Source organism: Pseudomonas brassicacearum subsp. brassicacearum, from assembly GCF_008801605.1.
In the GTDB taxonomy this organism is placed as follows: Bacteria; Pseudomonadota; Gammaproteobacteria; order Pseudomonadales; family Pseudomonadaceae; genus Aquipseudomonas; species Aquipseudomonas brassicacearum.
This window is the reverse complement of sequence record NZ_VZPJ01000004.1, coordinates 371,822-393,599: the sequence shown is the minus strand read 5'-3', so window position 1 is coordinate 393,599 and position 21,778 is coordinate 371,822. Positions and strand designations below refer to the sequence as shown.

The following is a 21,778-nucleotide window of genomic DNA, read 5'->3' as shown; positions in this document are numbered from 1 at the left end:
GGCCTCAGTTCTTGTCGGTGAGGTTTTTGCCGATCATCCGGACCAGGATGATGGCGGCGATATTGGCAATGACCACGGCAATCAGGCCACCGGCCGAAGCCATGCCGACGTCGAACTGCACCAGCGCCTGGTTGTAGATCAGGTAGGCAAGGTTGGTGGAGGCGTAGCCGGGGCCACCGTTGGTGGTGGTAAAGATCTCGGCGAACACCGACAGCAGGAAGATCGTCTCGATCATCAGCACCACGGCAATCGGGCGGGCCAGGTGCGGCAGGGTCAGGTGCCAGAAGATCGCAATCGGGCCGGCACCGTCCAGGCGCGCGGCTTCTTTCTGTTCCTGGTCCAGCGACTGCATGGCGGTCATCAGGATCAGGATCGCGAAGGGCAGCCATTGCCAACTCACGATGATGATGATCGACAGCAGCGGATAGTGGGCGAGCCAGTCCACCGGTTGGGCGCCGAATAGTTTCCACACCGAGGCGAGGATGCCCGAGACCGGGTGGAAGATCAGGTTCTTCCAGATCAGCGCGCCGACGGTGGGCATGATGAAGAACGGCGAGATCAGCAGCACACGGACGATGCCGCGACCAAAAAACTCACTGGCCTCCAGCAGCGCGCTGATCAACACCCCCAGCACGATACTGATCAGCAGCACGCTGCCCACCAGCAACAGGGTGTTGGTGGCACCGGGCATGAAACCCGAGTCGGTCAGGAAGTAGGTGAAGTTCTCCAGCCCGACGAATTCGTTTTCGCCGGGGTAGAGCAGGTTGTAGCGGATCATCGAGAAGTAGACGGTCATGCCCAGCGGCACGATCATCCACAGCAGCAACAAGGCCACTGAAGGACTGACCAGGAACCAACCGGGGTTCGCCAGGCGGATCTTGCGTGCCGGCGGGGCAATCTCGATGGGGGCTTTGGCAGTTGTTGTTGAGCTATTCATGGCATTGAACCGATTTTTGCGGGCCTATGAAGATCCACTGTGGGAGCGAGCTTGCTCGCGATAGCGTCGTGTCAGCCGCCCGCGATATGGGCTGCAAGGCCCTCATCGCGAGCAAGCTCGCTCCCACGGGAATCGGGAGCGGGCCTCAATGAGCCGACTACTTGGGATACCCAGCGCGTTTCATCTCGCGTTCGGTGGTGGACTGCGCGGCGGTCAACGCCTGGTCCACGGTCTGCTGGCCGGTCAGTGCGCCGGAAAAGAACTTGCCCACCTGGGTGCCGATGGCCTGGAACTCGGGAATGGTCACCAACTGGATGCCGATGTAGGGCACAGGCTTGAGGGTTGGCGCTTTCGGGTCGGCGACTTTCAACGACTCCAGGGTCACCTTGGCAAACGGCGCGGCCTTCATGTACTCGTCGCTGTAGGTCGAGGTGCGGGTGCCTGGCGGTACGTTGGCAATGCCATCAGTCTTGGCGACCAATTGGCTGTATTCCTTGGACGTCGCCCAGGTGGTAAAGACCGTAGCTGCGTCCTTGGCTTTGGAACTGGTCGGGATGGCCAGGGACCAGGAGTACATCCACGAAGTGCCCTTGTCGGTTTTTTCGTGGGGGGCGAAGGTGAATCCAACGTGATCGGCCACCTTGCTCTGGGTCTTGTCGGTGACGAACGAACCGGCGACGCTGGCATCCACCCAGATCGCGCATTTGCCGCTGTTGAACAGCGCCAGGTTTTCGTTGAAACCGTTGCTGGAAGCACCCGGCGGGCCGGATTTCTTCATGTTGTCGACATAGAAATTGAGTGCGTCTTTCCACTCGGGGCCATTGAATTGCGGCTGCCACTTCTCATCGAACCAGCGCGCGCCATAACCGTTGGCCAGGGTGGTGATGAGCGCCATGTTCTCGCCCCAACCAGCCTTGCCCCGCAGGCACAGGCCATATTGTTCCTTGGATTTATCGGTGAGCTTTTCAGCGAACTCACCGATCTGGGTCCAGGTCGGGTGTTCGGGCATGGTCAGCCCGGCGTCCTTGAACAGGTCCGTGCGGTAATAGGTGATCGAGCTTTCGGCATAGAACGGCAGGGCGTACAGCGAGCCTTTGACCGACAAACCATCGCGCACGGAAGGGAAAACGTCGTCCAGGTCGTAGGAGGCCGGCAGGTCTTTCATCGGCTCCAGCCAGCCCTTGGCACCCCAGAGTGCAGCTTCGTACATGCCAATGGTCAGCACGTCGAACTGTCCGCCCTGGGTGGCGATGTCGGTGGTCAGGCGCTGGCGCAGGACGTTTTCTTCGAGCACCACCCAGTTGAGCTTGATGTCCGGGTGCTCGGCCTCGAAGGTTTTCGAGAGCTTTTGCATGCGGATCATGTCGCTGTTGTTGACGGTGGCAATGGTGAGGGTCTGTGCGCCAAAGCTGACGCTGCTGAGGGTCATGCAGGTGGAGACAAGCAGAGCTTTTACCGAAGGTTTCATCGCGCACTCCTTTTCCGCGCCCGAAGGCTGCAGAAGGACAGTTATTGTTTTTGTGTCTTCCGGATGAAGGGAAGAATGTGCGCTGATTACAGCCCTCAATGGACGGCGTGACAAATCATCCGTCGCACTTGTGCTGATACTTTTTTGCACTGATGAGGGTTCAAGCCAAACAAAGGACCCTGTGGCGAGAGGATTTATCGAAATGTCGCATCGCCCCGCTTTGTGGGAGCAAGGCTTGCCCGCGATGAAGATGACGCGGTCTCTTGGGGAACCGAGGCGCCTGCATCGCGGGCAAGCCTTGCTCCTACATAAATCCCGTCACAGAAATGATTCGAGATTCTCAGCCCTGGTTCTGCTCGGTCAATCGCTGCACCGCCAGCCGCCGGTAGTGGGACGGGGTCATGCCCTTGAGCTGCTGGAAACGCCGGTTGAAATTGGAAATGTTGTTGAAACCCGATTCGAAGCACACGTCTGTCACTGGTTTATCGCCGTCGGCCAGCAACTCGCAGGATTTGCTGATGCGCAGGCGATTGACGAATTCAATGAAGCAGCGACCGGTGGCCTGTTTGAACACCCGGCTGAAATAGGTGGGTTTCATGCCCAGGTGCTCGGCCACTTCTTCCAGGGACAGTTCTCGGGCGTAGTGGGCAAAGATGTAGTCCACCGCGCGGTTGGTGCGGTCGACGCTGTGTTCGTCCGCCGCTTGCGCAGAGGTCGCGCCGGAAAGCAGTTGGTAGTCATCCGTGGCGGCCAGCAGCTCCATCAGGATGAAAAAATGCCCCAGGCGGCTCATGCCTTGGGAATCGGCGATGCGCTGCATCAGGGTCATGGCCTGGCGGATGGTGCGCTTGCAGCGGAACTCGATGCCGTATTGGGCACGTTCGAGCAGCGGTGCGACCGTCTTGAGTTCGGCGAATACCTGGTGGCCGCTTTCGAACAGCTCATCAGTGAAGTTCACCAGCATATCGCGCTTGTGCACCACTTCGTCCTCGGCCACCTGGCTGATCCAGTTATGGGGCAGGTTGGGGCCGGTGAGGAACAGCGACTGGGGATAGAAGTTGCCGATATAGTCGCCTATGAACACTTTGCCGGAACTGGCGACGATCAAGTGCAACTCGTATTCCTTGTGGAAATGCCAGCGCACCAGCGGGCAGGGAAAACCGTGCTGACGGTAGATGATGGACAACCCGTTATGGTCGTCCATCAACTCGTAGGAGGGGTCGGTGATTCTGGCTGTTCGGGTCATGGCCTGGCGCTTTTATTGTTATCGCCATCGGATAATGCCCCCTTCGCCAGGCGGCTGCCACTCTGACGTCTAACCGTTGCGGTTTTTTTCTTCGATCCACTGGGACATGTATTGGGTGCTTTTGTGCTGGTGGTGACGCAGCATGCTGCCGGTGAAGTTGTCCCGGCGTCGTTGCGCCAGGTCCACCCGGCAAGCGTTGAGGCTGTCGATCAGCGCCGGGCCATGCACCTGTTGTCGGTAGCGGCTGGCAAGCAAAGTGAGGCCCGCATCCTGGGCCTGGGTCCAGCGCGCCTGGTCGCGATACAACTGCACCGCCGCATTGGCGATGCCTTTGGCGCTCTGGGCAATCGCACCGGGCCAGGGCATGTCGCCGTGCATGGCTTCGGCCCCCACGGGTGTGGTGACGTTGGGGGTGCCGCAGAGCATGGCGTCGATCAGCTTGCCCTTGATGCCAGCGCCGAAACGCAGCGGCGCCAGGCAGATGCGTGCCGCCGACATCACCTGCAAGGCGTCCTCGGCCCAGTTCATGATGTGAAAGCCCTGGGCCGGGTTATGCAGCGCGGCGGCCTTGGGCGGGGTGTAGGCGCCGTACAGGTGCAGTTGCGCGCCGGGTAATTGTTGGCGGATCAATGGCCAGATGGCGTTTTTCATCCAGAGCACGGCGTCCCAGTTCGGCGCGTGGCGAAAGTTGCCGATGCTCAGGAAATGCGCCCGGTCCTCGAACGGTACCGGCGGCTCGCCGGGCAGGTCCAGCATCAACGGGCACCAGTGCAGCAGGTTACGGGGCAACTTGAAGTGTTCCACCAACAGTTCGATTTCAACCTCGGACACCATCAGGTTGAGGTCGCAGCGGTACAAAGCAGCGATTTCCCGCTTGGCCAGGTCGGTATCGGCCATCCGCTGGAACTCCTCGCCCAGGGCCGGGGCGAAGAGGTCGCTGAAATCCTCGCCAGCCTCATCGTGTTTCAGGCGGTCCTTCAAACGCTGGTGCCGAGCGTGGCGCAGGCTCTGCAAGTCTGACGTCTCCAGCACCCGCAGGGCGCCGGGGCAGTGCTTCTCGACCCGCCAGCCGAACTGTTCTTCCATCATGAATTGGTCGAACAGCACGATGTCCGGCGCCAGCTCGCTGATGAAGGCGTCGAAGCTGCTGCTATTGAGTTCGATCGGCACTTCGCGGATACCCAGCGCGAGCAGGTCGGCGCGGTGTTCGCCTGGACCTGCCGGACTGCTGAAGGTGATGTCCCAGCCTTGCCCGAGGAAGGTGTCGAGGATCTGCATGACATGCCCACTGGCAGCCGATGAACGCGGCTCGGGCCAGACATAGCCGATGACCAGGACCTTGGTGGCGGTGGGGTGATGCATGAGCAGGGGGCTCCTCGAAGCGGATCAGGCGCCATCGGCGCGCGGGGCGCCGATAGTGACCAAGAATACGATCCGGCTCAAGAAAGAATGCGTTTGACCTTGTCTCGCAACTGATCGATGGAGAAGGGCTTGCCGATCACCGACATGCCTTCAGGCACATCGATGCTTTCGGCATAACCGCTGGCAAACAGCACAGGCAGTTGTGGTCGCACGGCTCGAGCCTGTTTCGCCAATTCGCGCCCATCCATGACCGGCAGGCCGACGTCAGTCATCATCAGTGCGATGGGCTGCGCGTCGTTGTGCAAAAATGCCAGCGCCTGCTCACAACCATCCGCCTCCAGCACCTGGTATTCCAGCTCCTCCAGCACGTCGACGATTAACATCCGCACAATGTCATCGTCTTCGACGACCAGGATGGTGGACTGGGTGGCAGGAGGAGGAGGGGTGGACATAGTAGACATTCTCGAAGAAGGGAGCGGGAGGGAGACTTGAAAAAAACAGTCTCTTTCATGAGCCTCTTTTATGAGCCTCTTTTATGAGTAAGTACCGAGGCGGCACAAGTTCCCAAGGTTGTACAAGAAAGGATCTATAGTACAAGAGCTGACAAGGATAGTCGCTTCCTTGCTACAAGGTAGATCGTCGCGGGAGTTGCGCCTTTGACTCGTCAGATAATGTGGATCCAAGCGCCGTTTTTCGGGCAAACTCCACGGTTTTCAACTGTCCACCAAGGCCCTTTCCATGACTCCTTCGTCTTCGGTCGACGAGCAAAGTTTTCGCAAGCTCCTGAGCCGCAATATCAGCCTGCCGCTGGGCATGGGCGCCCTCAGCTCGGTGTTTTTCATCATCCTTGTCACGTACTTGCTGTCGGTGATCCAGTGGGTCGGGCATACCGACCGGGTGATCAATAATGCCAATGAGGCGCTCAAGCTGAGCGTGGACCTGGAAACCGGCATGCGTGGCTACCTGTTGAACGGTGACGAGCACTTTCTCGAGCCCTATGAAGTGGCCAAGCCGCGGATCGCCGTCGCGTTGGATACACTGCTGGAATTGACAGCCGACAACCCCGTCCAGACCGACCGGCTGCACAAGATACAAGCGATCCAGGCGGAATGGTCCAAGTACGCCCAGGGCTTGATCGACCTGCAACGCAGCAGCGGGGATTACCGGAGTGCGGTGAGGTCCGGGCGCGGCAAGCGCTTGACGGACGAGATCCGCCAAACCTTCGAGGAAATCGTCGATACCGAGCAGCAACTGCGTGCGGCGCGTAGCCAGGACGTGCGCACCACCACTGTCTGGAGCATTGCCCTGTACCTGCTGTTCGTCGCCGCAGTCAGTGGGTTGCTGGCCTACGTCGGCCGCCGGGATCTGTTGAGCTTGTCCGAGAGCTACGGCGCCAGCCTGAAGATCCAGCAAGGCAGCGCCTTGCACCTGGAGAAGCAGGCTTGGTTGCGCAATGGCCAGACGCAGTTGGCCGAGCAGGTCCTGGGGCAGTTGTCCCTGAACCTGTTGGGCCGCAACATCTTGCAGTTCTGTGCAAAGTACCTGGATGTGGCGGTCGCTGCGCTCTATGTGCGAGAAGAAAATGGTGTGCTCAAGCGCGTCGCCACCTATGGTTTGTCCCGGGAGGATGACGCGCAGCAGCAGAAGATTGTCGACGGTGAAGGCATCGCCGGCCAGGCCGTGCAACAGGGGCGTCTCATTCGCCTGGATGACGTACCGGACGATTACCTGAAAGTCAGCTCCGGATTGGGACAAGGGCTGCCCAACAGCGTGCTGGTAGCGCCCACCAGTGACGACGACCGGATCAACGGTGTCATCGAGTTGGGCTTCCTGCGGCCATTGACCGAGCGCGACATTGAGCTGCTGGAGCTGATTTCCGGCAATATTGGCACCTCCATCGAGGCCGCTCGTTATCGCCAGCGCTTGCAGGAAGTGCTGGCCGAAACCCAGCAGTTGAACGAAGAACTGCAAGTGCAGCAGGAAGAGCTCAAGACCGCCAACGAGGAACTGGAAGAGCAGTCGCGCATTCTCAAGGAGTCCCAGGCCCACCTGGAAGCCCAGCAACAGGAGCTGGAGCAGACCAACGAGCAATTGGCCGAGCAGCGCGACGCCATGGACCAGAAGAACAGCGAGCTGAACCTGGCCCAGATCCAGTTGCAGGAGCGCGCCGAAGAGTTGCAGCGTTCGAGCAAGTACAAATCCGAGTTCCTGGCCAACATGTCCCACGAGCTGCGCACGCCGCTCAACAGCTCGCTGATCCTGTCCAAGCTGCTGTCGGAAAACCCGCAGCAGAACCTCAGCGAGGAACAGGTCAAGTTTGCCGAGTCGATCTACTCCGCCGGCAACGACCTGTTGAACCTGATCAACGATATTCTCGACATCTCCAAGGTCGAGGCCGGAAAGCTGGAAGTGCGCCCGGAAAACACCAGCGTGCAGCGTCTGGTGGAAGGCCTGCGGGACATGTTCGAGCCGTTGGCAGCCGACAAGGGCCTGGGGTTCGAGGTCCAGGTATTGCCCGATGCGCCGGCGATGCTCTACACCGATCGCCAGCGCCTGGAGCAGGTGATCAAGAACCTGCTGTCCAATGCCGTGAAGTTCACCGAGCAAGGCACCGTCAGCCTGTCGGTGGCCGGGCAGCCGGGCTCGGGCATCGCGTTCATGGTGCGCGACTCCGGGATCGGCATCGCCGCCGATCAGCAGCAAAGCATCTTCGAAGCGTTCCGCCAGGCCGATGGCACGACCAATCGTCGTTACGGCGGCACCGGCCTGGGGTTGTCGATTTCCCGGGACCTGGCCACGTTGCTGGGCGGCTCGATCTGCGTTTCCAGCGAGCCGGGGCAGGGCAGTGTGTTTACGCTGGTAATGCCTGAACGTTATGTCGAGCCCGGGGACTCGCCGATGGAACCGATGACGTTCACCCCGACGGCCACTGCGCCAGCGCCGGCTGCACCCAAAGCCGCCCCGGCACCGCTGATCGCTGAAGTGGATACGTCGATTGCCCGATTTGCCGACGACCGCGACAAGGCGCCGTTCGACACCCGGTGCATCCTGGTGATCGAGGACGAGCCCAAGTTCGCCCGGATCCTGTTCGACCTGGCCCATGAGCTCGGTTACCAGTGCCTGGTGGCCCACGGTGCCGATGAAGGCTTCGACCTGGCCTTGCAACTGGCTCCCGACGCGATCCTTTTGGACATGCGCCTGCCGGATCATTCCGGGCTGACGGTGTTGCAGCGGCTCAAGGAACGGGCCGAAACCCGGCACATCCCCGTGCACGTGATTTCCGTCGAAGACCGCGTCGAAGCCGCCATGCACATGGGCGCCATCGGCTATGCCGTCAAGCCGACCACCCGCGAAGAACTCAAGGATGTGTTCGCCCGCCTGGAAGCCAAGCTGACCCAGAAGGTCAAGCGGGTGCTGCTGGTGGAGGACGATGACCTGCAACGCGATAGCATTACCCGCCTGATCGGCGACGATGACATCGAGATCACCGCCGTTGGCCTGGCCCAGCAAGCCCTGGACCTGCTGCGGAGCAACGTCTACGACTGCATGATCATCGACCTCAAGTTGCCGGACATGCTCGGCAATGACCTGCTCAAGCGCATGTCCAGTGAAGACATCTGTTCCTTCCCGCCGGTGATCGTCTACACCGGGCGCAACCTGACCCGCGATGAAGAGGCCGAACTGCGCAAGTATTCGCGCTCGATCATCATCAAGGGCGCCCGCTCGCCAGAGCGCCTGCTGGACGAGGTGACACTCTTTCTGCACAAAGTCGAATCCCGGTTGTCCCATGAACGGCAGCGGATGCTCAAGACCGCCCGCAGCCGCGACAAGGTGTTTGAAGGCCGCAAGGTGCTGCTGGTGGACGACGATGTGCGCAACATCTTTGCCCTGACCAGCGCCCTGGAGGCGAAGGGGGCGATCGTTGTCATCGGCCGTAACGGCCTGGAGGCGATCGATCGCCTGAACGAATTCGACGACATCGACCTGGTGCTGATGGATGTAATGATGCCGGAGATGGACGGTTTCGAAGCCACCGCGCTGATCCGCAAGGACCCGCGCTGGCGCAAGCTGCCCATTATTGCCGTGACGGCCAAGGCCATGAAGGATGATCAGGAACGCTGCCTGGCGGCGGGTTCCAACGACTACCTGGCCAAACCGATCGATCTGGATCGTCTGTTCTCGCTGATTCGCGTGTGGTTGCCGAATATGGAAAGAATTTAGTGGAACGTGACACCGACATTGAACTTCGTTTGTTGATCGAAGCGATCTACCTCAAGTACAGCTACGATTTTCGCGACTATTCCGGTGCGTCCATCAAGCGCCGGGTCCACCATGCGCTGAGCCAGTTCGAGTGCAGGACCATCTCGGCATTGCAGGAGCGCGTGCTGCACGACCCGGGAGCGTTCATGCAACTGCTGCAACTGCTGACGATCCCGGTCAGCGAGATGTTTCGCGACCCCTCGCATTTCCTGGCCATACGCGAGGAAGTCGTGCCGCTGCTCAGGACGTATCCTTCGATCAAGATCTGGATCGCCGGTTGCAGCACGGGGGAGGAGGTCTACTCCATGGCGATCCTGTTGCGCGAAGAAGGCCTGCTGGACCGCACGCTCATCTATGCCACCGATATCAACCCGCGCTCGTTGGAAAAAGCCAAGCAGGGGATTTTTTCCCTGGAAAACGTGCGCACCTACACCCAGAACTACCAGGCCGCCGGAGGCCGGCGCTCGTTTGCCGATTACTATACCGCCGCCTACGATTATGCGATGTTCGACAAAACCCTGTGCGAGAACGTGACCTTTGCCGATCACAGCCTGGCGACCGACAGTGTATTTTCAGAAACTCAGTTAATTTCCTGTCGTAACGTATTGATATATTTCAATAAGAAACTACAAGATCGTGCGTTTGGACTGTTTCATGAGTCCCTTTGTCACCGTGGTTTCCTGGTATTGGGCAGTAAGGAGACGTTGGATTTCTCGGCTTACGGCCATCGATTCGAACCGTTGGTCAAACAGGAACGGATCTATCGCAAGTTATGAACCAGACCAAGGACAGATCCAATCCGCCCATCGAAGCCATTGTCGTCGGTGCATCGGCCGGTGGCGTCGAGGCACTGCTCAGGGTCTTCGGACACCTGCGCAAAGGCTTTGGCGTGCCCATCCTGGTGGTGTTGCATTTGCCGGACGAGCGCGAAAGCCAACTGGCCCGTGTCTTCGGACATCGTCTGGCGGTGCCGGTGGAGGAAGCCCGGGACAAGCAAGACATCGTGCCGGGCACCTTGTATGTCGCCACGCCCGGCTATCACTTGTCGGTCGAGGCTGACCGTAGCCTGTCGTTGAGCCTGGAGGAGCCGGTGCATCATTCGCGGCCGTCCATCGATGTGTTGTTTGAATCGGCCGCCGATGTCTACGGCCAGAAATTGCTGGCCGTGGTGCTGACCGGCGCCAACAACGATGGTGCCTGTGGCTTGGCGAAGGTCAGGGCGCTGGGGGGGATCACGGTGGTCCAGGACCCCGGTGAAGCCCAGGTCTCGACCATGCCCGAGGCGGCGCTGGCCCTGCACGAGCCCGACCATATCCTTACTTTGCAAGGCATCGGCCAATTGCTGGCCGGGCTGGAATGAACCACATGCCAAGAGATATTCAAGCCAAACTGCTGATCGTCGATGATCTGCCTGAGAATCTGTTGGCCCTGGAAGCGTTGATCAAGGGCGGCGACCGCGAGGTCTTCAAGGCCCTGTCCGCGGACGAAGCGCTGTCCCTGCTGCTGCAACACGACTTTGCCCTGGCCATCATCGATGTGCAGATGCCGGACATGAACGGTTTCCAACTGGCCGAGCTGATGCGCGGCACGGAGAAGACCCGCAGCATCCCTATCATTTTCGTCAGTGCCGCAGGTCGTGAACGCAACTATGCCTTTACCGGTTATGAAAACGGTGCGGTGGACTTCCTGCACAAGCCGCTGGACACCCAAGCGGTCAAAAGCAAGGTCAATGTGTTCGTCGAGTTGTACCGTCAACGAAAGGCCATGAAGGAGCAGGTCGTAGCCCTTGAGCAGAGTCGCCGCGAGCAGGAGGTTCTGTTGCAGCAACTGGAGGCCACCCGTGGCGAGCTGGAGCAAGCGGTGCGCATGCGTGACGACTTCATGTCCATCGTCGCCCACGAAGTGCGCACGCCCCTCAATGGCCTTATCCTCGAGACACAGTTGCGCAAGATGCACCTGGCCCGGGACAACGCCGCAGCCTTCAGCCTGGACAAGGTGCGGGCGATGGTCGAGCGCGACGAGCGCCAGATCAAGAGCCTGATCCGGTTGATCGAGGACATGCTGGATGTCTCGCGGATTCGCACCGGCAAGCTGTCGATCCGCCCGACCCGCTTCAACCTGACGGCACTGGTGGAGAACCTGCTGCGCAATTTCCAGCCGCAGATAGCCGTCGCCGAGTGCTCGTTGACCTGCCTGGCCGAACCGTCGGTGGAGGGACTTTGGGATGAGTTTCGTATCGAGCAGGTGATCTCGAACTTGTTGACCAATGCGTTGCGCTACGGTGGCAAGGGCCCGATCGAGGTGCGCGTCTACAAGACGCCCGACCACGCCTGTATCGAGGTCCAGGACCATGGCATCGGTATCAGCGAGGAAAACCAGAAACGTATCTTCCAGCAGTTCGAGCGCGTATCGTCCAAGGCGGCCGCTGCTGGCCTTGGGCTGGGGCTGTTCATTTCCGAGCAGATTGTCGCGGCTCATGGCGGGACCATCACGGTCAACAGTCGCCTCAATGAAGGGGCGTTGTTTCGTGTTTGCCTGCCCTTGCAGAAAACTGTCTTGGACAAAACCGCCGAACAGACGCAACCTCTGAGAGACCCCAAGGTCGTATCAGCAGCTATTGATCGAACAAAGGCTTCTCATGAGTGAAGATGCGCAAGATGTTGTATTGATCGTCGAGGATGACCCGTCGATCCTGATGGTGTTGTCGGCCTACCTGTCGGGCGAGGGATACCGGGTGCTACAGGCCGAAAACGGTGCCCAGGCGTTCGAGATCCTGGCGAGCAAGCCTCATCTGGACATGATGATTACCGATTTCCGCCTGCCGGGTGGTATCTCCGGGGTGCAGATCGCCGAGCCTGCGGTCAAGTTGCGTCCCGAGCTGAAGGTCATTTTCATCAGTGGCTACGCGCAGGAAGTGCGCGACACTGACAGCCCCATTACCCGCAAGGCACCGATCCTGGACAAGCCGTTCGACCTGGATGAGCTGCAGGCCATCATGCAGTCGATGTTGTCGTAGGTTTCATAAGTATTGTTTGGATTGGGCAAGGCTTTGTGGGAGCAAGGCTTGCCCGCGATGAGGCCCACTGGGTCTTCCTGAAACCGAGGCGACTTCATCGCGAGCAAGCTTTGCTCCCACAGAATCAAGGACCTTTCCACAGGGTTAAGGGCCTTCCCACAAAATCAAGGAACCGTGATCATCTCCCGGACCTTGGCCGTCAATAGATCAAACGTGAACGGTTTGGTGATCATCTGCATCCCCGGGTCAAGGAAACCGCCGCGTACGGCTGCATGTTCAGCGTAACCGGTGATGAACAGTATCGGCAGGTCCGGGCGGATCTGCCGGCCGATTTCCGCCAGTTGCCGGCCATTCATGCCGGGCAGGCCCACATCGCTGATCAGCAGGTCGATGCGTTGGCCTGACTGGAGGATCGGTACTGCGCCGTTGGCGTCGGCCGCTTCCACAAAGGCATAACCCAGCTCGCTCAACACCGCGCTCACCAGCACTCGCACCGCTGGATCGTCCTCGACGATCAGCACGGTCTCACCGTCCTGCGCATACGGGGCGTGTGGCGTGTTGACCTGGGGCTCGTGGATTTCCTCACCGCGAAAGCGCGGCAGGTAAAGGTTCACAGTGGTGCCTTTGTCGACTTCGCTGTCGATGGTCACATGCCCGCGCGATTGCTTGCTGAACCCATAGATCATCGATAGGCCCAGCCCGGTGCCCTGGCCGATTGGTTTGGTGGTGAAGAACGGATCGAACGCGCGACCGATGATCGCTTCGGGCATGCCGCAACCGCTGTCCTGCACGCTCAGCACCACATAGTCGCCGGGTTCCAGGTTGGTGTAGGCGTCGGTGAAATCGGCATCCAGGTGCCGGTTGCAGGTCTTTACCACCAGGTTCCCGCCATTGGGCATGGCATCCCGGGCGTTGAGGACCAGGTTGAGCAGGGCGCTTTCCAGTTGGTTGGGGTCGGCTTCGGCGATCCAGAGCTGTTCGTCCAGCTGCATGTCCAGGCGGATGCTTTCGTTGAGGCTGCGTTGCAGCAGCTCGCCCATGGACAACACCAGCGTGTTCATCTGGACCGCCTTGGAGTCCAGCGATTGCCGACGGGAAAACGCCAGCAGGCGATGGGTCAGGCCGGCGGCGCGGTTGGCCGAGGTCACGCCCAGGTCGATCAGGCTGTCCAGGTCCTCGGTGCGGCCCCGGGCCAGGCGCCGGCGCAGCAGTTCGAGGCTGCCGATGATCCCGGTGAGCATGTTGTTGAAGTCGTGGGCGATACCGCCGGTGAGTTGGCCGACTGCTTCCATTTTCTGCGACTGGCGCAGTGCCTCTTCGTTATGGCGCAACTGGGCCGTGCGTTCTTCCACTTGCTGTTCAAGGGTTTCAAGGGTGGTTTGCAGGCGCAGTTCGCTGTTGCTGAGGTCGATCAGGCGGTCGCGGGCTTCGTACTGCCTTCGACGGCCTCGCAGGGCGGTGGTCACCAGGCTGATCAGGGTCACTGGGTGGAAAGGGCGCTCAAGGAAGGTCACGTTGCCCAGTTGCGTACCGATACGCGCCGCCGGGTTCTGTTCCGGGCCGCCGTGATGGGTCAGCAAGACAATGGGCAGGTCAGACCAGGCCGGTTGCTGCTCGATGTGCAGGAATAGCGCTTCCAGATCGGGCCCCACCAGGGCTTCCGAGGAAATCACCAGCAGGCCGGCACCTTTTTCCAGTTCTTCGCACAAATGGCCCAGATGACGGCAGATGAGGCCGGCAAAACCGGCCTCATTGAGGATCATCAAGGCGATCTGGCTGTCCCGCCCAAGCGGCGCGAGGATCAGCGCCCGCTCGGACAGGGGCTCGGCCAGCATCACCGGTGTTCATCCCTGAGCAGCGGGTTGCTCTCGCCCATGTAAGTGGGAACCCCTCGCAAGACGCCTTGGAACGCCTCGAGCGGCTCGCCGATGGTCATGCCCAAGCCGCTGATGCGGTATTCGCGGATGGTCGACTCATGGCTGCCCGTACGTTTCTTGATGATGGAAATCGCCCGGCGCACCTTGCCCAGTGCTTCGAAATAACGCAAAAGAATCACCGTGTCAGCCAGGTAAGTAATGTCCACGGGCGCCTGCATGTCGCCGACCAGACCGTGCTGCGCAACAGTCATGAAGGTCGCCGCGCCCTTGCGGTTGAGGTAGAGCAACAATTCATGCATGTGCAGCACCAGGGCGTTCTCTTCCGGCATGGCCGCCTGATAGCCATTGATGCTGTCGATGACCACGGTCTTGATATCGCCCTCATCGACACAACGGCGCACGCGGTGGGAGAACTCGCCAGGGGACAGCTCGGCGGCGTCCACTTGTTCGATCAGCAGGTTGCCGGTCTCTTGCAGGGCTTGCAGGTCGATGCCGATGTTTTTCATGCGTTCGAACAACAAGCCCAGTTCTTCATCGAAGATGAACAGCGCGGCCTTCTCGCCGCGATGCACGGCGGCTGCGGCAAAAATCAGTGCTATCAGCGACTTGCCGGTCCCCGCCGGGCCGAGGATCAACGTGCTGGAACCGGTCTCGATACCGCCACCCAGCAGGGCGTCCAGTTCGCCGATGCCGCTGGAGAGTTGCTGGCGCAGGTATTGGCCACGGTGTTCGGCGGCCACCAGGCGTGGGAAGACGTGTACGCCGTCGCCCATGATGGTGAAGTCATGGTAACCACCACGGTATTTCTGCCCGCGATACTTGACCACCCGGATCCTGCGTCGTTCGGCGCCATAGTTGGGGGTCAGTTCTTCCAGGCGAATCACCCCGTGGGCGACACTGTGGACGGTCTTGTCGAGGGACTCGGTGGTCAGGTCGTCGAGCAGCAGGACTGTGGCGTCGTAGCGCACGAAGTAGTGCTTGATTGCGAGGATCTGGCGACGATAGCGCAAGGAGCTTTGCGCCAGCAGGCGAATCTCCGACAGGCTGTCGAGCACCACCCGGGTCGGCTTGACCCGTTCGACCACTTCGAAGATCTGTCGGGTCGCTTCGCCCAACTCCAGGTCCGAGGAGTACAGCAGGCTCTGCTGGTGCTCGGCATTGAGCAGGCTTTCGGGCGGGGTCAGTTCGAAAATATGAATGTTGTCGTCCAGCGTCCACCCGTGGGAGGTTGCGCCCTGACGCAGTTCACGCTCGGTTTCCGATAGCGTGATGTACAACGAGCGCTCGCCAGCCTTGGCGCCGGCCAACAGAAAATGCAGCGCGACCGTGGTCTTACCAGTCCCCGGTTCCCCCTCAAGCAGGAACACATGGCCGCGGGACAAACCACCGGAAAGGACATCGTCCAGTCCTTCGATGCCGGTGGCGGCTTTTGCACTGATCAACTCGTTAGATGTAGACAAAAATAGCCCTCTCATGACTAGGGAAGTGGGCAGCAGGCGGGGTAACGCCTGAATTCAACTGCCTGAACACTTGACCTTTGGCGCTGATGGCGGTTCCGCTTACATCGATAAAACGCGGTGTATTGCACAACTTTCGGCATGCACCGAAGGGCCTACAGACCCTGTTGCAGCGCCGGATCGTCGGGGTTCAACTGTTCAAGTTGCGCCAGCAGGATTTGAACATTCTGCAACTGGCCGGTCTCCTTCCAATAGTTGATCAGCAGCACCCGTGCCTTGCGGTCGGCGGGGTAGCGCTGGACAATTTCCTGCAGCTGTTTCAGCGCCGCTTCCACTTCCTGCTCGGCATGCAGGGTGGTCGCCAGGTCATAGCGGTAATGGCGGTTCTCGGGCTCCAGTTCCACCGCTTTTGCCAAGCCGAGCACCGCATACTCGTTCTGGCCGTGTTGCAGCAGCCACATGCCCAGCGCATGTTGCAGATAAGCCGACGCGGGCTGGGTTTGCAACTGTCGGGCGAGCAATAATCGTGCGGCTTCGCTTTGGCCCTGTTTGTCCAGCACCTCGATCTGCATGACCAGCGCCGGCAGGTTGTCCGGTTGCAGGCGCAAGGCCTGTTCAAGGGCTTGTTGGGCTTTCTTCAGTTCGGCGTTGTGCAGGTGCAGTCGGGCGAGCTGGTAGTGGGTCTCAGCGGTTTTCGGACCGTCCTCGAGCACCTGTTCCCAGGTGTCGATGGCTAACTGCATCGCCCCGAAATACAGGCCGAGGTCATCCGGCGACAAGCCCAGCAACGCGTTCACGGCGGCGAACCGGACATTCTGGTCGTCATCATCCAGGAGCGGGCCGAGCAACAGGCTGCGCTGACCCGTCGGCACCAGCCCGACGATGCTGCCAATGGCGGCCCGACGCACGTCCGGTGATTCGCTGTGCAGGTCCGCGTCCGCCAGCTTCAGAGCCTGGGGGCTGGGGTAGTTGGGCAGTTCGGCGTGTAGCCACACGCGGCGCTTGGGCGAAAGGTCCGGACGCCCCAATTGCTGGTAAAGCATCCGCGCTGCCCCTGGCTGCCCGTTGCGGGCGCTTCCCAAGGCTTCGCTGTAGCCACGTTTGATCGCTTCAGGGATCTGCGGCGTGGTGCTGCGTAGCCATACCGCGACAAGACCAATCACCAACAGGACACAGAGGCTGAGGAGCAGATAGCGGCGGCGAGGCGAGAGCATGCAGGGAATCCATTACCAGAAGCGTGAAATGCCGCAAGCTTCGGTCAGGTGGGGGCTTGAGTCAAACCCTGTGAAGCATCTCATGGGCCGAGGGTAAGCTTGCCCGAGTCAGTGTGGGAGCAAGGCTTGCCCGCGATGAGGGTGGCACATTTTGCAGCAATGCAACTGACACACTGCTATCGCGAGCAAGCTTTGCTCCCACAGGGTGCTCCTCCAAGAGGAGGTGGAGGTTAGCGCCAGCCGAAAAAAAGCCCCGCGTCCAAATGAGAAGCGGGGCAAAAATTTGGCTGGTTGCGGCCAACCAAAGGAGCTCGGTTGAGCAGGGGGATCAGTTGCTGGCGACGGTTTCCGGTTTCCAGCCGCCGCCCAGGGCCTTGTAGATCGCGACGATGCCGCGGTACAGGTCCACTTCGGCCTGGGCCTGTGTGTCTTCGGCGGCCAGGCGTTCGCGCTGGGCGTCGAGCAGCACGAGGAAGTCCACAGTGCCTTCGCGGTAGCGAATCTCGGCGAGGTCGGCGGCGGCGCGGCTCGATTCACTCTGGCGGATCAGCGAGATCAGCCGTTGTTGGCGTTTGCCGTAGTCACTGAAGGCGTTTTCCGATTCTTCCAGAGCCAGCAGCACTTGCTGTTCGTAGGTCGCCAGGGCGCCGTCCGCCTCGGCGTCGGCACCGCGCAAGCGAGCCCGTACGCTGCCCAGGTCGAAAGCCGCCCAGGTAATGCTCGGGCCCAGCGCCCAGGCGTTGGCCGCCGAGGAGCCGATCTGCGAGCCGCGGCCAGCCGTGAAGCCGAGGAAACCGCTCAGGCTGACCCGTGGGAACAGGTCGGCCTTGGCCACGCCGATGCGCGCCGTGGCAGCGGCCAGTTGGCGTTCGGCACTGAGAATGTCCGGGCGCCGTTGCAGCAGTTCACCCGGGTCGCCGATGGGCAGGGCCTTGGCGATGGCCGGCAACTGTTTCGGGCTCAGGTCCACGCTGAGTTTGTCCGGACGCTCGCCCAGCAACGTGGCGATGCGATTGCGTTGACGCACCTGTTCGGCCTGCAACTGCGGCACGCTGGCTTCCACCGAGGCCAGGCGCGCATCGGCCCGCACCACATCGAGCTGATCGCCGACGCCGGCATCACGCAGGCTTTCGGTGATCTTGCGCGAATCCTGCTGGTTCTTGAGGTTCGCCAGGGCGATCTTTTCCCGCAGTTGCGCGCCGCGCAATTGACCGTAGGCGTCCACCAGTTCGGCGATCATGGTCACCTGCAACTGATAGAGATCGGCTTCGATCGCCTGCTGATTGGCATCGGTGGCTTCCAGGTTGCGCTGGATGCGTCCGAACAAGTCCAGTTCCCAGGCCATGTCCAGGCCCAGGTCGTAACGCTCGGTATTGACCCGGTCGGTGGTCTGTCCCGGGATCTGGCCTTTGCCCAGATTGCTGCTGGCACGGCTGGTGATGGTCGGCATGGCGTCATTGCTGGCGTCATCGCGAATCGCCCGGGCGGCCCGCAAACGGGCGAAGGCCACGCGCAACTCGCGGTTGCCTTCCAGGGAACGGGTCACCAACGCGTTAAGGGTCGGGTCGTCGAACTGCTGCCACCAGATGCCTTCGAACCGGGCACGGTCGAAATTCTTCTGGCCGGCGGCGCCGTCGGTGGCGGTGGTGATATTCGCCGCCTCCGTTTGCGGGGCCTTGTAGTCCGGGCCCACGGCGCAGGCACTCAAGGCCAACACCAGCAAGCTCGGCACGAACGCTTTCAAACTCATTGTTGCGCCTCCAGTTTCAAAGCCCGGGCCGCTTTGCGGGCCTCGCTGCGCTCGACGAAGTTGCGGATCAGTACATAGAACACAGGGGTGAGCAGCAGGCCGAAGAAGGTCACGCCGAGCATCCCGGAGAACACCGCCACACCCATGGCATGACGCATTTCCGCACCGGCACCACTGGAGAACACCAGGGGCACCACTCCCATGATGAAGGCGAAGGAGGTCATCAGGATTGGCCGCAGACGCAGGCGGCACGCTTCCAGCACCGCCGCCAGCGGGTTCATGCCTTCGAGCTGTTTATCCTTGGCGAACTCGACGATCAGGATCGCGTTCTTGCAGGCAAGCCCCACCAGTACGATCAAGCCGATCTGGGTAAAGATGTTGTTGTCGCCGCCGGAGAGAATCACCCCGGTAATGGCCGACAGCAGGGTCATCGGTACGATCAGGATCACCGCCAATGGCAGGCTCCAGCTTTCGTACTGTGCCGCGAGCACCAGGAACGCCAGCAATACGCAGAGCGGGAACACGAACAGTGCGGTGTTGCCCGAGAGGATCTGCTGGTAGGTCAGGTCGGTCCACTCGTAGGTCATGCCGTTGGGCAGTTCGTCCTTGAGCAGTTTCTCGATGGCTTTTTCAGCCTGGCCGGAGCTGTAGCCCGGGGCGGCGGCACCGTTGATTTCAGCGGTGATGAAGCCGTTGTAGTGCATCACGCGGTCTGGCCCCGAGGTGTCGCTGACCTTGATGAAGGTCGCCAGCGGGATCATCTCGCCACGGTTGTTGCGCACCTTGAGCTGGCCGATCTGGTCCGACTCGAGACGGAACTGCTGCTCGGCCTGGACGTTGACCTGGTAGGTGCGACCGAAGCGGTTGAAGTCGTTGGCATACAGCGAACCCAGGTAGATCTGCAGGGTGTCGAAGATGTCGCTGACGGCCACGCCGTGGGTCTTGGCTTTTTCACGGTCGATGGCGGCATCGACCTGCGGCACGTTCACGGTGTAGCTGGTGAACAACCCGGCCAGTTCCGGCACGCTGCGGCTCTTGGTGATGATGTTCATGGTTTCTTTGTACAGCTCGTCGTAGCCCAGGTTGCCCCGGTCTTCGATTTGCAGGCGGAAACCACCGATCGTACCCAGGCCCTGTACCGGCGGCGGTGGGAAGATCGCCATGTAGGCTTCCTGGATCCCGGCGTACTGGCCGTTCAAGGCACCGGCGATGGCGCCGGCCGACATGCTCGGGTCCTTGCGTTCGTCGAAGGGCTTGAGGGTCACGAACACGATGCCGGCGTTCGGGCTGTTGGTGAAACCGTTGATCGACAGGCCCGGGAAGGCCACGGCACTTTCAACGCCCGGTTGCTTGAGGGCCAGGTCCGACATGCGCTTGATCACGTCTTCGGTACGGTCCAGGCTCGCGGCGTCCGGCAATTGGGCGAAGGCCACCAGGTATTGCTTGTCCTGGCCGGGCACGAAACCGGTCGGGGTGGTGGAGAAACCGAAGAAGGTCAACACCATCAGGCCCGCATAGAGCACCAGGGCGATGCCGCTGCTACGAATCACTCGGGCGACGGTGCCCACGTAACCGTGGCTGGCGCGCTCGAAGAAGCGGTTGAACGGACGGAACAACCAGCCACCGAAGAGCTTGTCGAGGAACTTGGAGAAACGGTCCTTGGGCGCGTCATGACCCTTGAGCAATACCGCAGCCAGGGCTGGCGACAGGGTCAGGGAGTTGACGGCCGAAATCACCGTGGAGATGGCAATGGTCAGGGCGAACTGCTTATAGAACTGCCCGGTCAGGCCACTGATGAACGCCGCCGGAACGAATACCGCGCACAGCACCAGGGCGGTGGCGATGATCGGGCCGGTCACTTCGCCCATGGCGCGCTTGGTCGCCTCCACCGGGGTGAGCCCCAGTTCGATGTTTCGCTCGACGTTCTCCACCACCACGATCGCGTCGTCCACCACGATACCGATCGCCAGTACCAGGCCGAACAGCGAGAGGGCGTTCAACGAGAAGCCGAACAGGTGCATCACCGCGAATGTACCGATCAGCGAAACCGGCACCGCCACCAATGGAATGATCGAGGCGCGCCAGGTCTGCAGGAACAGGATCACCACCAGCACCACGAGAATCAGCGCTTCGAACAGGGTGTGCACCACCGCCTCGATGGAGCCACGGACGAAGATCGTCGGGTCATAGACGATGCTGTAGTCCATCCCGGCCGGGAAGCCCTTCTTCAACTCTTCCATCTTCTCGCGAACGTCGTTGGAGATCTGGATGGCGTTGGAGCCCGGACGCTGGAAGATCGGGATCGCCACTGCTGGCTGGTTGTCCAGCAGCGAGCGCAGGGCGTATTGGCTGGAACCCAGTTCGACCCGGGCGATATCCTTCAGGCGAGTGATCTCGCCGTTGGCGCCGGAACGAATGATGATGTTCTCGAACTCTTCCTCGTTCACCAGGCGACCCTGGGTGTTGATCGAGAGCTGGAAAGCCTGGGCGTTGGGCGCTGGCGGTGCACCCAGGGCGCCGGCCGCCACCTGGCGGTTCTGTTCACGGATCGCGGTAACCACGTCGGTGGCGGTCAGGTTGCGCGAGGCGGTCTTGTTCGGATCCAGCCAGACTCGCAGGGAGTAGTCACCCATGCCGAACAGCTGCACATCACCCACACCACCCAGGCGCGCCAGCTCATCCTTGATGTTGAGCAGGGCGTAGTTGGACAGGTAGAGCATGTCGTAGCGTTTGTCCGGCGAGGTCAAGTGCACGACCATGGTCAGGTCGGGCGACGCCTTGTCCACCGTGATGCCGATCCGGGTCACTTCTTCCGGCAGCTTGGGCTCGGTCCGGGTGACGCGGTTCTGCACCTGCACCTGGGCGTTGTCCAGGTCGGTGCCCAGGGCGAAGGTGATGGTCAGGGTGATCTTGCCGTCAGCGGTGGATTGCGAGGACATGTACAGCATGTTCTCGACGCCGGTGATGGCTTGTTCCAGGGGCGCGGCAACAGTCTCGCCGATGACCTTGGGGTTGGCGCCCGGGAAGTTGGCGCGCACGACCACGGTCGGCGGCACGACTTCCGGGTATTCGCTGATCGGCAATTGGAACAGCGAGATGGCGCCGGCGATCAGGATCAGCAGCGAAAGCACTGCTGCGAAGATCGGCCGCGAAATGAAGAACTGGGAAAATTTCATCTTGGATTCAGTCCC

The 21,778-nt window shown here is 60.8% G+C and carries 15 protein-coding genes; 5 read left to right on the top strand and 10 right to left on the bottom strand.

Annotation, left to right across the window (positions count from 1 at the left end):
• Positions 1-4 precede the first annotated feature (4 nt).
• The 5 genes from F7R20_RS12785 to F7R20_RS12765 all read right to left on the bottom strand — a co-directional run bounded on the left by F7R20_RS12785 (position 5) and on the right by F7R20_RS12765 (position 5,465).
• Entirely contained in the window at positions 5-937 is a 933-nt protein-coding gene (locus F7R20_RS12785) for a carbohydrate ABC transporter permease (RefSeq protein ID WP_003202322.1), read from the bottom strand.
• A 157-nt stretch (positions 938-1,094) separates the two neighbouring features.
• Complete coding sequence (locus F7R20_RS12780; protein ID WP_003202320.1) at positions 1,095-2,405, bottom strand: ABC transporter substrate-binding protein; 1,311 nt, start codon at positions 2,403-2,405, stop codon at positions 1,095-1,097.
• Positions 2,406-2,745: 340 nt separating this feature from the next.
• Entirely contained in the window at positions 2,746-3,651 is a 906-nt protein-coding gene (locus F7R20_RS12775) for an AraC family transcriptional regulator (protein WP_003202319.1), read from the bottom strand.
• A gap of 69 nt (positions 3,652-3,720) precedes the next feature.
• A complete protein-coding gene (locus F7R20_RS12770; RefSeq protein ID WP_003202317.1) occupies positions 3,721-5,013 on the bottom strand; it encodes a glycosyltransferase in 1,293 nt (430 codons plus the stop codon).
• A 77-nt stretch (positions 5,014-5,090) separates the two neighbouring features.
• A complete protein-coding gene (locus tag F7R20_RS12765; RefSeq protein WP_003202315.1) occupies positions 5,091-5,465 on the bottom strand; it encodes a response regulator in 375 nt (124 codons plus the stop codon).
• Positions 5,466-5,751: 286 nt separating this feature from the next.
• On the opposite strand from F7R20_RS12765, the gene F7R20_RS12760 reads away from it, so the two are divergent.
• The 5 genes from F7R20_RS12760 to F7R20_RS12740 are packed head-to-tail and all read left to right on the top strand — an operon-like array spanning position 5,752 to position 12,289.
• Positions 5,752-9,234 (top strand): response regulator, encoded by a 3,483-nt coding sequence (locus tag F7R20_RS12760; RefSeq protein ID WP_003202314.1) that lies wholly within the window; start codon positions 5,752-5,754, stop codon positions 9,232-9,234.
• Complete coding sequence (locus F7R20_RS12755) at positions 9,234-10,049, top strand: CheR family methyltransferase (protein ID WP_003202312.1); 816 nt, start codon at positions 9,234-9,236, stop codon at positions 10,047-10,049. The genes F7R20_RS12760 and F7R20_RS12755 overlap by 1 nt, the downstream gene beginning before the upstream one ends.
• On the top strand, positions 10,046-10,633 hold the full coding sequence (locus tag F7R20_RS12750) for a chemotaxis protein CheB (protein WP_003202309.1): 588 nt from the start codon (positions 10,046-10,048) through the stop codon (positions 10,631-10,633). Before F7R20_RS12755 ends, F7R20_RS12750 begins: the two co-directional genes overlap by 4 nt.
• A gap of 5 nt (positions 10,634-10,638) precedes the next feature.
• On the top strand, positions 10,639-11,919 hold the full coding sequence (locus F7R20_RS12745) for a hybrid sensor histidine kinase/response regulator (RefSeq protein WP_013693472.1): 1,281 nt from the start codon (positions 10,639-10,641) through the stop codon (positions 11,917-11,919).
• A complete protein-coding gene (locus F7R20_RS12740; protein ID WP_003202304.1) occupies positions 11,912-12,289 on the top strand; it encodes a response regulator in 378 nt (125 codons plus the stop codon). The genes F7R20_RS12745 and F7R20_RS12740 overlap by 8 nt, the downstream gene beginning before the upstream one ends.
• Before the next feature lie 164 nt (positions 12,290-12,453).
• Here the strand turns inward: F7R20_RS12740 and F7R20_RS12730 are convergent, their stop codons facing one another.
• The 5 genes from F7R20_RS12730 to F7R20_RS12710 form a co-directional block, all read right to left on the bottom strand.
• Complete coding sequence (locus F7R20_RS12730) at positions 12,454-14,124, bottom strand: response regulator (protein ID WP_209311737.1); 1,671 nt, start codon at positions 14,122-14,124, stop codon at positions 12,454-12,456.
• Positions 14,124-15,626: an ATPase domain-containing protein gene (locus F7R20_RS12725; RefSeq protein WP_003202301.1), complete on the bottom strand. Its 1,503-nt coding sequence runs from the start codon at positions 15,624-15,626 to the stop codon at positions 14,124-14,126. The genes F7R20_RS12730 and F7R20_RS12725 overlap by 1 nt, the downstream gene beginning before the upstream one ends.
• Positions 15,627-15,778: 152 nt before the next feature.
• Entirely contained in the window at positions 15,779-16,837 is a 1,059-nt protein-coding gene (locus F7R20_RS12720) for a tetratricopeptide repeat protein (protein WP_003202300.1), read from the bottom strand.
• Positions 16,838-17,165: 328 nt separating this feature from the next.
• Positions 17,166-18,587: an efflux transporter outer membrane subunit gene (locus F7R20_RS12715; protein ID WP_003202299.1), complete on the bottom strand. Its 1,422-nt coding sequence runs from the start codon at positions 18,585-18,587 to the stop codon at positions 17,166-17,168.
• Positions 18,584-21,763: an efflux RND transporter permease subunit gene (locus F7R20_RS12710; protein WP_003202298.1), complete on the bottom strand. Its 3,180-nt coding sequence runs from the start codon at positions 21,761-21,763 to the stop codon at positions 18,584-18,586. The genes F7R20_RS12715 and F7R20_RS12710 overlap by 4 nt, the downstream gene beginning before the upstream one ends.
• Positions 21,764-21,778 lie beyond the last annotated feature (15 nt).